This window comes from Bradyrhizobium niftali (assembly GCF_004571025.1).
In the GTDB taxonomy this organism is placed as follows: domain Bacteria; phylum Pseudomonadota; class Alphaproteobacteria; order Rhizobiales; family Xanthobacteraceae; genus Bradyrhizobium; species Bradyrhizobium niftali.
Window position 1 is genome coordinate 310,236 of record NZ_SPQT01000003.1, and the last position, 15,364, is coordinate 325,599.

The 15,364-nt window shown below is 59.5% G+C and carries 15 protein-coding genes; 2 read left to right on the top strand and 13 right to left on the bottom strand.

Annotated features, from left to right (window positions below; all coding sequences use genetic code 11):
* Positions 1-102: 102 nt before the first annotated feature.
* The 7 genes from E4K65_RS10210 to E4K65_RS10235 all read right to left on the bottom strand — a co-directional run bounded on the left by E4K65_RS10210 (position 103) and on the right by E4K65_RS10235 (position 6,985).
* Positions 103-894, bottom strand: a complete 792-nt coding sequence (locus E4K65_RS10210) for a class II aldolase/adducin family protein (protein WP_135174032.1) — start codon at positions 892-894, stop codon at positions 103-105.
* Positions 895-1,190: 296 nt separating this feature from the next.
* Complete coding sequence (locus tag E4K65_RS49475; protein WP_018322638.1) at positions 1,191-1,319, bottom strand: hypothetical protein; 129 nt, start codon at positions 1,317-1,319, stop codon at positions 1,191-1,193.
* 116 nt (positions 1,320-1,435) lie between these two features.
* Positions 1,436-2,785, bottom strand: coding sequence for a fumarylacetoacetase (fahA, locus tag E4K65_RS10215; protein ID WP_135174033.1), 1,350 nt, complete (start codon positions 2,783-2,785; stop codon positions 1,436-1,438).
* Positions 2,782-4,476 (bottom strand): cation/acetate symporter ActP, encoded by a 1,695-nt coding sequence (gene actP, locus E4K65_RS10220; RefSeq protein ID WP_167770698.1) that lies wholly within the window; start codon positions 4,474-4,476, stop codon positions 2,782-2,784. The genes fahA and actP overlap by 4 nt, the downstream gene beginning before the upstream one ends.
* On the bottom strand, positions 4,473-4,793 hold the full coding sequence (locus E4K65_RS10225; RefSeq protein ID WP_135174034.1) for a DUF485 domain-containing protein: 321 nt from the start codon (positions 4,791-4,793) through the stop codon (positions 4,473-4,475). The genes actP and E4K65_RS10225 overlap by 4 nt, the downstream gene beginning before the upstream one ends.
* A 42-nt stretch (positions 4,794-4,835) precedes the next feature.
* The gene (locus E4K65_RS10230) at positions 4,836-6,128 is read right to left on the bottom strand and encodes a CaiB/BaiF CoA transferase family protein (protein ID WP_135174035.1); all 1,293 of its coding nucleotides are present in this window, start codon (positions 6,126-6,128) and stop codon (positions 4,836-4,838) included.
* 11 nt (positions 6,129-6,139) lie between these two features.
* Positions 6,140-6,985, bottom strand: a complete 846-nt coding sequence (locus tag E4K65_RS10235; RefSeq protein ID WP_235885560.1) for an enoyl-CoA hydratase/isomerase family protein — start codon at positions 6,983-6,985, stop codon at positions 6,140-6,142.
* 70 nt (positions 6,986-7,055) lie between these two features.
* Here E4K65_RS10235 and E4K65_RS10240 point away from each other — a divergent pair, with 70 nt between their 5' ends.
* Positions 7,056-7,727, top strand: coding sequence for a GntR family transcriptional regulator (locus E4K65_RS10240; RefSeq protein ID WP_167770699.1), 672 nt, complete (start codon positions 7,056-7,058; stop codon positions 7,725-7,727).
* Positions 7,728-7,772: 45 nt separating this feature from the next.
* On the opposite strand, the gene E4K65_RS10245 is transcribed toward E4K65_RS10240, so the two are convergent.
* Entirely contained in the window at positions 7,773-9,335 is a 1,563-nt protein-coding gene (locus E4K65_RS10245; protein WP_135174037.1) for a fatty acid--CoA ligase, read from the bottom strand.
* A gap of 163 nt (positions 9,336-9,498) precedes the next feature.
* On the bottom strand, positions 9,499-10,446 hold the full coding sequence (locus E4K65_RS10250; RefSeq protein WP_135174038.1) for a LysR family transcriptional regulator: 948 nt from the start codon (positions 10,444-10,446) through the stop codon (positions 9,499-9,501).
* Between the two features lie 197 nt (positions 10,447-10,643).
* On the opposite strand from E4K65_RS10250, the gene E4K65_RS10255 reads away from it, so the two are divergent.
* A complete protein-coding gene (locus E4K65_RS10255; RefSeq protein WP_135174039.1) occupies positions 10,644-11,102 on the top strand; it encodes a MaoC family dehydratase in 459 nt (152 codons plus the stop codon).
* A 58-nt stretch (positions 11,103-11,160) separates the two neighbouring features.
* On the opposite strand, the gene E4K65_RS10260 is transcribed toward E4K65_RS10255, so the two are convergent.
* The 4 genes from E4K65_RS10260 to E4K65_RS10275 form a co-directional block, all read right to left on the bottom strand.
* Positions 11,161-11,952 carry an SDR family oxidoreductase gene (locus E4K65_RS10260; protein WP_135174040.1) on the bottom strand — a complete coding sequence of 264 codons (792 nt, stop codon included), beginning with the start codon at positions 11,950-11,952 and terminating at the stop codon, positions 11,161-11,163.
* A gap of 53 nt (positions 11,953-12,005) precedes the next feature.
* A complete protein-coding gene (locus tag E4K65_RS10265) occupies positions 12,006-12,797 on the bottom strand; it encodes a crotonase/enoyl-CoA hydratase family protein (protein ID WP_135174041.1) in 792 nt (263 codons plus the stop codon).
* 180 nt (positions 12,798-12,977) lie between these two features.
* Positions 12,978-14,078 (bottom strand): NADH:flavin oxidoreductase, encoded by a 1,101-nt coding sequence (locus tag E4K65_RS10270; RefSeq protein WP_135174042.1) that lies wholly within the window; start codon positions 14,076-14,078, stop codon positions 12,978-12,980.
* A gap of 66 nt (positions 14,079-14,144) precedes the next feature.
* The gene (locus E4K65_RS10275) at positions 14,145-15,338 is read right to left on the bottom strand and encodes an ABC transporter substrate-binding protein (protein WP_167770700.1); all 1,194 of its coding nucleotides are present in this window, start codon (positions 15,336-15,338) and stop codon (positions 14,145-14,147) included.
* Positions 15,339-15,364: the final 26 nt, after the last annotated feature.

Genomic DNA, 15,364 nt, shown 5'->3' on the forward strand with positions numbered 1-15,364 from the left:
TAGCCGCTGCCGCCATGGATCTGCACCGCCTTGATCAGGTGGAACGCTTGGTCCGGCCACCATTCCTCACGGTCCATTCAGCGAACCGCGCCGGTGCCGCTCTTAGTCCCTGTAACGCGAACCCTTTGCGTCCAATGCGCGCCGATAGGCTTCGAACGAATCTTGTCCAAAGGCGGTCTTTTCGTCGAAGCCCTTCGCAACCTCGCTCTGCATCTGACGCGTCGTACGGCGCAAAATCTCTTCCGGCAAAGGCCGCCAGCCCTTCCCGAACGTTGCCGCCGCGAGCTGCACCTCGCACGCCCGTTGCAGGATCGTCATGCGGAACAGCGCCTCCGCGGCAGTCCTCCCGCAGGTCAGAAGCCCATGATGTCTCAGGATCATGTAGTTCTTGTTGCCGAGCGATCTGACGAGGCGCTCGCGCTCGCCGAGATCCGTCGAAATGCCCTCGAAATCGTGATACGCGATTTGATCGTAAAGCATCGCGCCGTAGAAGCTGTGATGCGAGAGCCCCTCATCCGTGCAAGCAACGGCCACACCGGCCGTCGTGTGCGTGTGGGCGATAAAATGGGCGTCATCGCGCGCGGCATGAACCGAAGAGTGGATCGTGAACCCCGGCGCATTGACACGACCCGGAACGTCCACAACTTTATTCCCATCAAGATCGATCTTGATGAGATTCGAAGCCGTGACTTCGTTGTACGCCAGCCCGAACGAATTGATCAGAAAGTGCTTCTCGGGACCCGGGACGCGAGCCGTGATGTGATTGTAGATGTGTTCGCACCAGCCTAGATCAAAAAACACATGATACAGCGCACCGAGGTCCTCACGGACCAGCCGCTCGTCGGCGGCCCGAGCGTTCTGGCTGATTTTTCCAAGGGAAGTTTGGGCGTTCATGCGATACCTCCGAACAAGATTATTGCTGGCCGGCACCTCAGTTGAGCAGATCCGGCTGTTCTTTTACGATCTTCGAATACAGGGTCTGGAATTGAAACCACCCTGCTTAGGCGGGGAAGTTCGTTGACCTTACGGGACTATAATCGTCTCGCCGATCCATTCCTGATGGTCGGAACAAACCAGGCAAGCATAGGCTGTGCTTCGGTAGCGCCCCGCGGGCCGCAATTTATCCTCCTACACTCGCTCGCCGAGTTTTGCGTGAGCCCTGTGGCGATATCGACCGCATCATGAGGGGCTCAGAAGACAAACGCAGCCAAGCGGCCCACCACGGCGACCGATAAGGCTACGAGAACGACGAGAAGTTGCCCAAATTGGACCTCTTCCATGTCGATGTCCGGCATCGTGATCATGGCGTATGCGATCATGTGGCAATTTTCCATGGCAGTTCCTCTCCTAGCTATTGTTCTGCCGTCTTCCGGGCAGTACCAACCCGCTCGGAGCGGATCGCTCGAGGGGCGACTCTTCGCCTAACACGCGCGGATCAGGCCGCCCTGCTTTCAAGCTCGGTCTGATGAGATGCCGCAATCGTTCCGACGCACACTCCGAAGCCGATGGATGCAAAACCCTCACGAGTGCAGCGCCCCTCAAATCGGATCTCGTCACCGTCGTGTAGAAAGCCGCGACGCTCTCCGTTGGGAAGCGTAATGGGGCGGGTTCCGGCAGAAGTGAATTCGAGCATGCTGCTCAATTCAGCGTCGGTAGGTCCGGAGATCGTGCCGGTGCCGATCAGGTCCCCCGGTAGAAGGTTGCATCCATTGATCGTGTGGTGCGCAACCATCTGCGCCGGTGTCCAATATAAATATTTGGCGTTCGAGCTGAGAATTTCGACCGGAACGTCCCTTGCGGCCCGCATCTTTTCGGTCGTGAGAAAAACCTTCAGGCTTATGTCCAGCCCGCCACTTTTCTGATCATCGTCGTCGAGCAGATATTTCAACGGCTGGGGGTCCCCGTGAGGACGAACCATCGCCGGAATGCGGAACGGCGCCAATGCGTCCGCGGTGACAACCCACGGCGAGACAGACGTTGCGAAACTCTTGCTGAGGAATGGTCCGAGTGGGTACATCTCCCAGCGCTGGACGTCCCTCGCCGACCAATCGTTGAGAAGTGAATAGCCGACAATCTGTTCGCTTGCGCGCGCAACCGGGATCGGATTTCCGAGCTCGTTGCCGCCGCTGAGATAGAAACCCATCTCCAATTCGAAATCGAGCCGGTCGCACGGACCGAAGCCCGGAGTGCCTCCGTCGACCGACGGCGGCCGCTGTCCAATCGGTCGGCGAACAACACCCTGCCCGACTTGAACCGAAGACGCCCGTCCGTGATAGGCAATCGGCACCCATTTGTAGTTGGCGGGCAGCGGATTCTCAGGCGTGAGAAGTGCGCCCGCCGCCTTCGCGTGATGTATGCCGGCATAAAAATCCGTGTAGTTCGGCACCGCGGTCGGACGATACATTGTGCAGGCGCCCATTGGGACCAGCAGGTCCGACGCCCGGTGGCGCGCAGCCTCACCGCTTGAACCCGCGTCAAGCGCGGCACTGATTGCCTTTCGTAAGGTGCGCAACGCGCGAGGTCCCAGCGCAAACAGCGAGTTGAGCGAGGAGTCGGCGACGGTCCACTCGGGAATTTCTGCCGGGAGGAGACCGGCCCTGTGCGCCGCATGAAGATCGAGGATCTGGTCGCCGATCCCAATCCCCGCGGATCGCTTTCCGTCCTTGCCACGGCTGAAGACACCGAGCGGCAGGTTCTGGATGGGGAAGTCGCCGGAGGGATCGTTGGCGGACGACACAAAACTGCGGCGCGCCGGATCGTGGGTCTCGTCGATCGTGGCGCTCATCGTGCAACTCCCGCCAGCGCGTTGTTGCCTTCAGAGAGGCCGATGCCGATCTCCGATTGCACAAACTGAGCGTCAAACGCGCGCCGCTCCGCCGTGGCACGCGCCGTTCGGTCACTCAGCGAACCGAGCCAAATCACCAGAAATGCCAGGGGCATCGAGAAGAGCGCCGGATTGTCGTATGGAAACAACGGCGCCGCGAAATGGAACACCGCGACCCAGACCGTCTTGCTCAGCACCACGAACAGGAGAGAGCTGAACAGCCCGACCAAGCCGCCGGCAACCGCACCGCGCGTGGTGGTACCGCGCCAAAAGATCGCCATCGCCAGCACTGGAAAATTGCAGCTTGCCGCGACCGAGAGCGCTAACCCCGCCATGAACGCGACATTCTGGTTCTCGAAAGTGATGGCAAGACCCACCGCGACGATGCCGATCGCCACCGCGGCAATCTTCGCGACCATGACCTCACGTGCCTCCGGCGCGTCACCCTTCGCAATCACCTGCCCATAAATATCGTGGCTCACCGCGGAGGCGCCGGCGAGCGTCAATCCGGCTACCACGGCGAGAATGGTGGCAAACGCGACGGCCGAGATAAACCCAAGCAGGATTGGTCCGCCGAGAGCGCCCGCTAGGTGCACCGCCGCCATATTGGGACCGCCGATCAGATCGGTAATCTTGTTGAATTGACCGCCCGCGCCGACGTTGAAGAAACTCGCGTCCGGCATAAGGACCACCATCGCGGCAAAGCCGAACAGCGGGATGACCAGGCAGAAATAAGCCACGCAAGTCGTCGCGTAGAAAACCGACTTCCTTGCGCCTGCGAAATCGCTGACGGTGAAGAACCGCATCAGGATATGCGGCAATCCCGCGGTACCGAACACCAGCGCGAGTCCAAGCGAGATCGCGGAAACCGGCTCAGCGAACAGCCCACCGGGAGAGAGAACTGCGGCCCCCTTGGGGTGCACCCGGCTCGCCTCGGTAAATAGACGTCCAAGACTGAAATCGAAGCGCCACAGCACCACCAGCGCCATCAAGGTGCCGCCGATCAGCAGCAGCAGCGCCTTGGTGATCTGAACCCAGGTGGTAGCCTGCATGCCGCCGACAGCGACATAGACGATCATCAGAAGTCCGACGCCAACGACTGCGAACAGATAGTTCACGCCGAACAGAAGCTGAATAACCTTGCCGGCGCCGATCATCTGCGCGATCAGGTAAAACAGCACGACCACGAGACTACCCGTGGCGGCGACCAAACGAACTGAGGTGCGATCAAGACGAAACGACGCTGCGTCGGCGAACGTGTAACTGCCGAGGTTACGCAATCGCTCCGACATCATGAACAGCACGATCGGCCAACCCGTCAAGAAGCCTAACGCATAGATGAGGCCATCAAAGCCGGTCGCGTAGATCAGCGCCGAGATACCGAGGAACGCTGCGGCCGAAAGAAAATCCCCCGCAATCGCCAGGCCGTTCTGGAGGGGTGTGATCTCATGTCCCGCGGTATAGAAGTCTGCCTTCGATTTGGTCCGACCAGCCGATCGATAGGTGATGAGGAGCGTGACGGCGACAATCAACAGGAACATGCCGATAGCAACCCAGTTCAGATCGCGGCCCGCTACAACAGCGGTTGCCTGCGCATGTGCCGAAAAGGACACCGTCGCGGCAATGGCGGCCAGCAGAATGCGCATGATCATCGGCCACACTCCCGGCGAACGAGCTGTGTCAGGCCGTCGAAGTACGTGTTGGAACGGCGTACATAGTAACCAGTCAGGGCAACGACCATGGCGATCATGCCAAGCGCGATCGACATGCCCAACGGAACGGCTCCGCCTGCCATGCTCTTCCCGAGCGCTGACGACGCCGCTGAGATCAGCCCGATGAAGCCGAAGAACATTAGCAACGTGACGATCGAGAGCCCCCACCGCAACCGTGCCCGTGCGGCGGTCAGCTCCCGAAAAGACGGATTAGACAGGATTTTTCGCGTTTGTTCCGAAGACAGCGACAACGGCATGATTTCCCTCCCGCATTCCTTGATCAGTTGGTTTCGACCCAGCTAGGACGCCTGCTTCAGGACATCGTCACTATCGGGCGGCGCGGATGCTTCTATCGACGGCGAGGGTCGAGGCGGAATGTTCGTCAACAGCACGCCCGAATTGGTAAGGGCAGCAATCTCCTGATCGGAATAGCCGTATTCCTTCATCACTTCGATGTTGTGTTCGCCGCGAAAGGCAGCTTCGCGCGCAGCGGCCAGCGGCGTCTTTGAGAAGTGCCAGGGCTTGCCGGGGATTCTGACAGCTTTGCCGCGGCGGTCGGTAACCTCTTCTATCGCGCCCCACCATTTGACCCAGTCCGAACCGGCGAAGTCCTTGACCGAGCGGACCACCCCGAACGCCAGCTTCACTTCGTCGAGCTGTGCATCGAGTTCGCCGGCCGTGGCAAAGGAAAGAATCCACTGCTGGATGATCTGGTAAAGAGCGTTGAGATTCTTCCGGCGCGCCGCCGGCGTGGCGAATCTGGGATCTGAAGCGAGATCGGGGCGACGCATCGCCGCGATGTAATTCGGAAACGTCAGACTGCTGACGACACTGGTCGCGATTGTGATGACGTCACCGTAGCTTGTCTTGAAGAACGGCGAGTCAGCTGGGCCGAGCGCCGCCGGTTCGGCGCCGAGATCCACGTCGGAGAGATCGGCGTGCACCCGCTCATTGACGGCAAGCATGGTGGCGGCCATCGCAATATCGACATATTGGCCCTCGCCTGTTTGGTCGCGGTGATGCAGTGCTGCCAGAATGCCGATGATCGCTTCGAGGCCCGTATAAATGTCAGCATGCGAATAGGCATCATGCCTCTTGACCGTGAGATCCTCGCCGAGATGGTCGATCATCCCGCCGACAAAGCCGGATTCGGCATGGACGGTCGGCGCGTAGGCGCTGCGGTGTGACAGCGCGCTGCCTTGGCCGTAGCCGCTGATCGAGGCGTAAATCACTTTCGGGTTGCGCGCGGCGACGGATTCATAATCGAGGCCGAAGAATTTCAATGTGCCGGCGCGAAAATTCTCAACGATGATGTCGGCGCTGTCGCACATCTTGCGCACGACTTCTCTTCCTTCGGGGAAGTTAAGGTCGATGCTGATGTTCCGTTTCCCGACGTTCTGTTGGATATAGTAGTAGGACATGCTCGCGGTTTCGTCGCCAGGCAGTGCGTATCGAGAGATGTCTCCGCGCGGCGGCTCGATCTTGATCACGTCGGCGCCGAGGTCCGACAGGGCCCTGGTGCAGTGGGGACCAGCAAGGACGCGCGAGAAGTCGACGACCTTGATTCCGGCAAGGGGTGTACGATTTGTCATGACAACGTCCCTCAGCGGCCCGAGAAAATGGCGTGACCAGGCCCGGACTCGCGGAAGGCCTTGAGGCCGACGACGAGATCGTTGCTCTGGAAGATCGGACGCTGCGCGTCAGACATTGCGCGGTCGGCTTTCACGACGGTCTCGTCCGTGTATTCCCGGATCAGCCGTTTGGTGGCGCCGTGCGCCACTGTCGGGCCCATCGCAAGCTCGAGCGCGAGGATCCGCGTCGTTTCTTCAAGCTGGGCTTCGGGTACGACGCGATTAACGATATTCCAGCGCTCCAGCGTCGCCGCATCATAGCGACGTCCGAACAGAGCCATCTCCTTGGCGCGCGCCACGCCGGCGCGCGATGCCACACGTTGTATGGCGCCCATCAGCGGATGCAGGCCCAGCGTCACCTCGACCATGCCGGCCTTCGAGGAGTCCGCGGCAACGATGATGTCGCAGGCCAGCGCCAGCTCGAATCCGCCACCGAGGGCCAATCCGTGCATGCTCGCGATGATCGGCACAGGAACCTGTTCGAGCGCATCCAGGCAGGCGCATACATCAATTTCGGGCAGCCGTTCGCCGCGATTGTCGAATAGTTCTATTTCAGCACCGGCGGAGAAGTGTCGCAACCCGCTGCGAAGGATAATGGCGCGCGCGCCTTCCTTATGAGCCTTTTCGACTGCGTCCAGTAGCGCAGTCAGCAGCGGCTTTGCCACGAGATTGTAGGGAGCGAAAGTCATCGTCAGGGTAACGAGATCGCCCTCCCGACTGACGGTAACCAACTCGTTTGATGTGGTCATTGAATTCCTCCGGATTTTTTTTGAGTCAGTCGTTGGGTTCGATAATGGAACGGTACCTGAAAAACTCATACGGTCAATATAAAAAAGATATTATTGGATCTATCTTGTATTCCTCCGAATCCTTGTGAAAATGGGCAGGATGCCCCAGGACGCGACCAGCCTTACCGTTTCAGCCTATGTTCGACTTCGCTCGGACATCTTGGCCGGCCGCTTGCCGGCCGACGGAAAGCTGAAAATTCAAGATCTGGCTCAATATCTTGGGGTCAGCCCGAGCGTTGTACGGGAGGCTCTTTCGCGTCTCTCCGCCGAGGCACTGGTTATTGCGGAGCCCCAGCGGGGTTTCCGGGTGGCGCCCATCAATGCCGCCGACGTTTCCGACCTGACCGCCGTCAGAATCGACATCGAACTGAAATGCATGCACCGCGCGATGAAACTCGGCGGCCTCAAATGGGAGGCTGCGATTGTCGCAGCCGATCATGAGCTCTCGCATACGCCCCATGACATTCGCGACCTTGGCGACGACTGGATGATCGCGCACGCGAAATTCCATGCTGCCCTGGTAGCTGCCTGCGACAGCCCCTGGCTGCTGCGAATCCGCGACCAACTCTTCGTCCAGGGCGAACGCTATCGTCGTATCAATGTGCGAATGTCGCGCGCGGATCGTGATCTGCGCGCCGAACATTCGGCACTGGCCCAAGCCATTCTTGGCCGGGATGTGAAACTCGCCACCGACCTGATGACGGAACATCTGCGCTTGACCGAGGTGCTGACGCTTCAGTCGCTCAAGTTGCAGGACGCAGCGGTCGCCTAGCAAAAACGTCTCCCGGTCCGATACATTCAATTCGGCCAGCCGCACTCAATTGACCATCCGCTCGTATCCTTCCCAGTAGCGCTCTCGCAGCAGCCGCTTCAGGATTTTCCCGGATGGATTGCGGGGAAGCTCGCGCACGAATTCGATCGACTTCGGGACCTTGAACCCCGCCAGCCTTCCTCGCGCGAAATGCAGTATGCCCGTCGGGTCCGCCAAACGATCCGGCTTCAACACGATGAGGGCCTTGACCGCTTCACCCCACCGGTCGTCAGGCACGCCGATGACGGCGACGTCGGCGATATCCGCATGTCCATACAAGGCACTTTCGATCTCGGCGGGATAGACGTTCTCTCCGCCGGAAACGATCATGTCTTTCAAACGATCATGAATGTACAAGTAGCCGTTTTCATCAAGGAATCCGGCATCGCCGGTATGCAGCCACCCGTCCCTGAGGGTCCTCGCGGTGTCGTCCGTCCGATTCCAATACCCCCGCATATTTTGTGATGATCGACACACGACCTCACCCACCTGTCGAGCCGGCAGCGATTGTCCCGAAGCGTCGATGATCCGCAACTCGACGCCTTCGATAGGGCGGCCACACGACCTCAAGAGTTCGCCATCGCCAACGGAGTGGTCCGCGTCTCCCAAAACGGTGATGACGCCAGCCGTCTCGGTTAGACCGTAGACCTGGAAGAACCCCGTATGCCTGAACACCCGGAGCGACTTCCTGAGGAGCTCGAGCGGGATCGGCGACGCCCCGTAAAGAATTTGCCTCAGCGAGGAGAGATCGCATGTCTCGACGTTACGTTCGGCCAGCATCGCCAATAACATTGCCGGAACGAGGAACGTGACCGTAACTCGATCGCGCTGTATCGTCTCAAGCGCCACCGATGGAACGAACTCGCGAAGCACGATCGTCTTGAGGCCGGCGACCAGACCGAACACGCCGGTACCCACCCCTGCGATGTGGAACAACGGCATTGCGAGCAACATGACGTCGTCGGACGACCACGCCTTCCAGTCGTCAAGCGCGTGTAGCGGGAAATTTGCGTGAGAAAGCTGCACGCCCTTCGGATAGCCGGTCGTGCCACTTGTGTAGAGTTGCAGGCAAACGTCATCGGGCTTGACTGGCAGTCTCGTCTCAGTCGGCGGGTGGGCATCGCGCCACTTCAGGTAACGAGAGTCCAGCACAATGATTTGGTAAACAGTGTCCAGCTGATCCTGGATTTCAGTGATGAGTTTCTCGAACGATTCCCCGACGAAGAGAATCTCGGTTTTGGCATCGTTGACCGCGAAAACGACCTCGGGAGGTGCCAGCCTTGCATTGATGGGAACCAGGACGGCGCGAGCCTTGGCTGCCCCGAGAAGCACTTGAAAAAAGATATCCGAATTCTTGTCGAGTATCGCAATTCGGCTGCCCAGTCGCACACCCCCCGCCACGAGCCCATTGGCGACTTGATTGGATAATTCATCCAGGACCCGATAGCTTGTCTCGCGCCCCTCGAAGCTCACGGCGATGGCGTCGGGAGCGATCGCCGCGTAACGTCGCGGAATTTCGGCGATCGTCTGGATCGGGGTTGACAGCAAGGCCCCTTCCGATTTTGACATCCATCCCTCCCATGATGATTTTTGGGACGGAGGATGACCGACACCGCTGCCGGCAAGTATCTAAATTCTGAACTACCGCTATTCAGCGCAGAATGACCACGACCTCTTCGCGCATCTTACCGCGATATTCCCAGACGCGGTGAAGGCAGCATGTGAGAAGGCCTCAGGCCTTGCGCTTGGTCACTCTCGCATTTCGAGGGCTGCCTGCGAGCCATTCCCTGGAAGCGGCGAATTCTGCTTCCAGGAATCGCCTGACTTCACGAGTCAATTTTCTCAGGTCGCTCTCGCGCCGGCGCAGCAGCCATACGTTCATCGTAACTGTCTCTTGCGGCAAGACCTGAACCAGTCCCTCGGCTTGCGCGAATGGTACAGCAAGAAGCGCAAGCCCGAGACCGCAACCGGAGGCGGCGAAATGGTTAGCAACCGGGTTGACCCGAACAACGCTGCGGATGCCCGCCGCTTCCGAGAAATACTCCAACAAATGTCTCTGATTGAGCCGAACGTTGCGGAAGGAGACAAAATCGGCAGTATGGCCGATGATGTCGTGATCCCTCAGCTCTGACAATGACCGAGGCGCGGGGCGTCCGGCAAGGTACTGCTCGGAGGCAAAAATCCCCATCGGTACGTCCGCGACCCGCTTTCCAATGAGATCGTTCTCGCCGGGATCTCCCATCCTGATGACGTAGTCCAGATCGCTCGTTGCCAAGCTCTGCTGGTTCACCGTGGAGATGATTTCCAGGTAGATTCGACTATCGCGCCGTCGCAGCTCCGCAACCCGCGGGAGAAGCCAGTGCTTGGTCATGCCTTCGGTCGCCGATATCCTGACCACTGACGATCGTTGCCCGACGCGCGAACGCAGATCGCGATGAAACGACTCGAATGCGAGCATCATATCGCCGGCCGAGCGTTGCAGGTCCTCGCCTTCCCGCGTCAGCTTCACCCCGGACGAGGCGCGAAAGAACAGGGGAGCGGCCACGTAGCGCTCCAGCTCCTTCAGACGCCTGCTCAATGTCGGTTGGCTCATTCCGAGTTCGTGTGCGGCACGGTTGACGCTTCCAGTTCTCGCCACCACGGAAAACAAGCGAAACAAATCCCAGCTTGCCTCGGTCATGCTCTCGTCCTTTGCGCAAGCGCTTTTGGTTCCTAATCGCCGAGTGCGAACGACGTCGCAGGACCCGGAAACACAAGCGAAAAAGCCATCAAAGCCTGGCCGCTATTCAATATTGCGTTCCCCGTTCAACAAAATCGACATGGCCTTCCTCGCAGTTTGGGGAAATATGCGCAGCAGTTGAACCAACGGACACGGCGATGGCAAAAATCAAGCTCGAGGCGATCAGGGATTTCGTAGGCCAGAATCTCGGAACATCCGACTGGGTCACCATCGACCAGCCCATGATTGACCAGTTCGCGGCCTGTACTGGAGACAGGCAGTGGATTCATGTGGACGCGGAGCGCGCCAGCAAGGAAAGTGCCGCAGGCGGCACCATAGCTCACGGTTTCCTGAGCCTGTCGTTGATCGCGCCCCTCGGCATGGACATGGGGCTCGCTCCGGTCGACGCATCTGCCGTCTTCAACTATGGCCTGGACAAGGTCAGGTTCCTGACACCAGTAAGATCGGGTAACCGCGTTCGCCTTCAGCTTTCCATGACCAGTGTCGAACCAAAGGACAACGGGCGTTTGTTGATCAAGGGCAACGCGGTACTTGAGATCGAGAATAGCCAAACGCCAGCTCTGGTTGCCGAGACGCTGACATTGGTGGTCCCTTAACCGTCCACCGCCCATGAAGGATATCACCGCAGGACGTAAGGCGATTGCACAGAAGCGTTCAGGAAGACGATAGCACCGAAGTCAGACCGCCATCCACGGCAAGGATCTGTCCGGTAATGTGCTTTCCGGCGTCGCTGGCGAAGAGAACCGCGGCACCTTTCAGATCGTCCTCGTCACCGATGCGGCGTAGCGGCGCACCGGCGGCGAGCTTCTCGACACCGACAGCTTCGATCGTGCCCTTCGTCATCCTCGACGGAAAAAATCCGGGCGCCAGAGCATTGGTCGTAATTCCGTAGCGCCCCCAACTCCCTGCCAGCGCCCGCGTGAAATTGACCACCGCGCCCTTGCTCGTATTGTAGGCGACAGTCTGCATGTCCCCGGAGCTTCCGAACAGGCCCGCGATCGATGCAAGGTTGATGATGCGACCATATTTGTTGGGGATCATAGAGCCCTTCGCAATCTGTTGGCTGAGCAGGAACAGCGAGCGGATGTTCAAATTCATCACCTTGTCCCACGCTTCGATCGGGTGATCTTCCGTCGGCGCGCCCCAAGTTGCGCCCGCGTTGTTCACCAGAATGTCCACTCGTCCGAGCTTCTTGATCGTTTCGTCGGCGAGGCGCTTGACGTCTTCGTCCCTGGAATTATCCGCTGCGATCCACTCCGCCTTGACGCCGAGCCCGGCAAGATGCGCCTGAGCCTTTTCCAGATCTGGCGCCTTGCGAGAGGAGATCACGACCCGTGCTCCTTGCTCACCTAGCGCCTCGGCAATCTGCAACCCAAGGCCACGGGAGCCTCCCGTCACAAGGGCGTTCCTGCCGGTGAGATCGAATGCCTTCTTGATGCTTCCCATGGTCAAATCCTCTGGCTCGTGGGCGAAGTCGTACTGTGCGGTCCGCCGGATTTCTATTTCCCGCGGAACACGGCCGAGCGACGTTCCACGAATGACTGGATGCCTTCTTTCATGTCTTCGCTGCTGAAGACGCGATCCTTGATCTTGGGAATGTAATCGATCGCGGCCTTCTCGCCGGCCTCGATGTATTTCAACGCGGCCTCTTTCGTCACCTGAATGCCGATCGGCGCGTTCTTGGCGATCAGATTCGCAATCTCCATCGCGCGCGCAATCTGCTGGCCGGGTGCAACGACTTCCTGAACGAATCCGATCTTGTGAGCCCGGGCTGCGCCGAACTCATCACATAGGAACAGGTGATACATCGCGTCTCCCCAGCCCGCCCGCGTCAAATACCGGAAATGGGCACCACCAAGAGGCGCGATCCCGCGCTTGGATTCCATCTGACAAAACCGGGCGTCGTCGGCGGCCACGACGATGTCGCCAGCGAGCATCATTTCGATCCCAATCGTGAAGCAGATCCCCTGCACTGCCGTCACAATCGGCTTGCGGCACCGGCTCTTCAAGGCGAACGCATCGATGTTGCCGGGCTTTAGCTCGGTATTCTCGGCCTTGGGTCCGAAGAACTTCGGCATATCCAACCCGGCCGTGAAATCCGGACCCTCGGCGCAGAGTACCCCGACCCAATAGTCGTCGGTGCGATCGAGAAGCGTCATCGCATCCGACATCTGCGCCATCATCTGCGGACTGAAGGAGTTCTTCTTCGCGACGTTGTCGATGATGATCTTGAACACATGCCCGTGCACCTCGGTGCGGATCTGGCCGACTTGGGTCTTGGTGTCGCTCATTGTTCGTCTCCGAATTGCTTCCAGGCGACTGCGCAATGACGCGCATGCCCGTCTCGTCGACCAGCATGCGCCGATCTTCTTTGGCAGCCAGCTTGGTCAGATCGCCGAAATACCGGCCACCAATTATTTGGATAACCTTTATTCAGTGGCGACGCACCCGGCCTCGCAACCCTTCATCGCTCAGCTCAGCGCAGCGAATGCAGTCCGTTCGAAGGCCATCAGTTCCTCCGTCCGGCCGTCGCGTATCTTCAGGAGCCATTGCGGATCCTGAAGCAGCGCCCGCCCCACCGCGACAAGATCGAACTCCTCGCGATCGAGGCGGCGGATCAGTTCGTCGAGGGACGCCGGACGGGAGCTCTCCCCGCCATATGCGGCGATGAACTCGCCGGTCAGGCCGACCGACCCGACCGAGATCGTCGGCACTCCCGTCACCTTTTTGGCCCATCCGGCGAAGTTCAAATCGGAGCCCTCGAACTCCGGCTCCCAGAAGCGCCGTTGTGAGCAGTGCAGAATGTCGACCCCCGCGTCGACCAGAGGTTTGAGCCAGGCTTCCAACGCGCGAGGCGTATCGGCCAGCTTCACTTCGTAGTCCTGTTGCTTCCACTGGCTGATGCGGAGCAATATCGGAAAGTCCGGTCCGACCGACTTGCGCACCGCGTGAACGATATCAGCGGCAAACCGGGCCCGGCCCGGCAGGTCCTTGCCTCCATAGGCATCCTCGCGGCGATTGGTGCCTTCCCAGAAGAATTGATCGATTAGATAGCCGTGCGCGCCATGCAATTCGACGGCGTCGAACCCCAGGCGCTTCGCGGCAAGCGCCGCATCGGCGAAAGCGCGGATGGCGTCTGCGATGTCCTCTTCGCTCATCGGCTCGCCGAATTTCTTCTCCGGTCGCGACAAACCAGACGGGCTGTCGTAGGCGCCCGGAGGAGACCAATCCTGGGCGCGGGTACGAACGGCTCCGACGTGCCATAGCTGCGGTGCCATCAGGCTACCCGCGGCATGCACCTCATCGACCACACGCCGCCACCCCGCCAGTTCCTTCTCTCCGTGAAAACGGGGAACATTCGGATCGTTCAGGGATGCCGGACGATCCACGCCCGTGCCCTCCGAGATAATGAGGCCGACCGCTCCTTCGGCACGCCGACGGTAATACCGCGCGACGTCTTCGGTTGGGATTCCGCCCGGAGAGAACGAGCGCGTCATCGGCGCCATCACGACCCGGTTCGGCAAGTTCAGCCCTTTCAGCTTGAAAGGCCGGAAAAGAACGTCGCTGGACATCCGTGCTCCATGGTTCAGTTGGCCGTTTTGCGGGCTTAGATCATCCGCATGTTCAGAAGGTACAATTCACTTTCCGTCGGCGCTGAGTACGTCACCGAATTGCTCCCACGTGGTCCCGTTCCAGCGCTGAAGCTGTAGCTGCGTGTACGCCATGCTGCCTTCCGGGCCCGTGTTGATCACGACACCCGGTACGGAAGTGGGAAGTGACAGCCCGCGTATGCTCCGCGATTGCTTGACGATGTTCTCGCGCGAGAGATCGTTGCCGCACTGCTTGAGCACCTGCTCCAGGATCTGTCCCTGCTGGGTACCGAACAGATAATTGTTGTCGCCGATATCCGCGCCCGGCAGGTATTTGGCAAAAAAGTCCCGGTACCACTTAATGCCCGGATCGTCTGCCCATTTCTTGTCGTTCGGATCCTTCGTGATGGTCGCGGCGACGATGCCCACGGCCTTTTCCGGTCCCGCGGGGACGATGGTCGACGACACCGAGCTCGAAACGAAGTTGATCAGGAACAGAGGCTTCCAACCGATCTCATCGACTTTCTTGATGGCCTGCGCTGCGAATTTCGGTGTGCCGGCCACCAAAAAGGCCTCTGCCCCAGACGACTTCAGCGACACGACGTGGGAATCAATGGTTGGCTCGGTCACCTCATAGGAGGACACGACGACCTTCTTGTCGAAATCGTCCTTCAGGTAGGCCTTGAATGCATTGACGAAGTCCTTACCCAAATCGTCGTTCTGATAGAGTATGGCGATCTTCACGTCGGGCCGGGTCTGGGTGATGTATTTGGCGTAGATTCGTCCTTCGGTGTCGTAGCTTGGCAATCCCGTCGTGGTCATGGGGAATTCAGTGAAGTTCGTGAACTTGCTGACCCCGCTCACGACAAACAGGTGCGGCACTTTCTTCGCGTTGACGTACTTGACGGTGGCGCTGATGCCGGGCGTACCCAACGGGCCAAACAGGAACGCCACCTCGTCGCTCTCGATGAGTTTCCTGGTCTGCTCCACCGTCTTGGGAGGGCTGTAACCATCGTCGTAGGTGATGAGGTTGATCTTCCGCCCGTTGATGCCGCCACGCTCGTTGATCGAATTGACGTAGGCGATCATGCCCTTTCCGGTATTGCTGAGCGGCGAAGCGGGGCCGCTAAAAGGGAACGTCGCCCCTATCTTCACCTCGGATTCGGTGACGCCCGGCGTCTGCGCATGCGCGCCGGCTATGGATGCCGCGAGCGCGGCTACAATCATGGCGCTTCTCAACATTGTCATCTCCCTACGGCGACAAATCC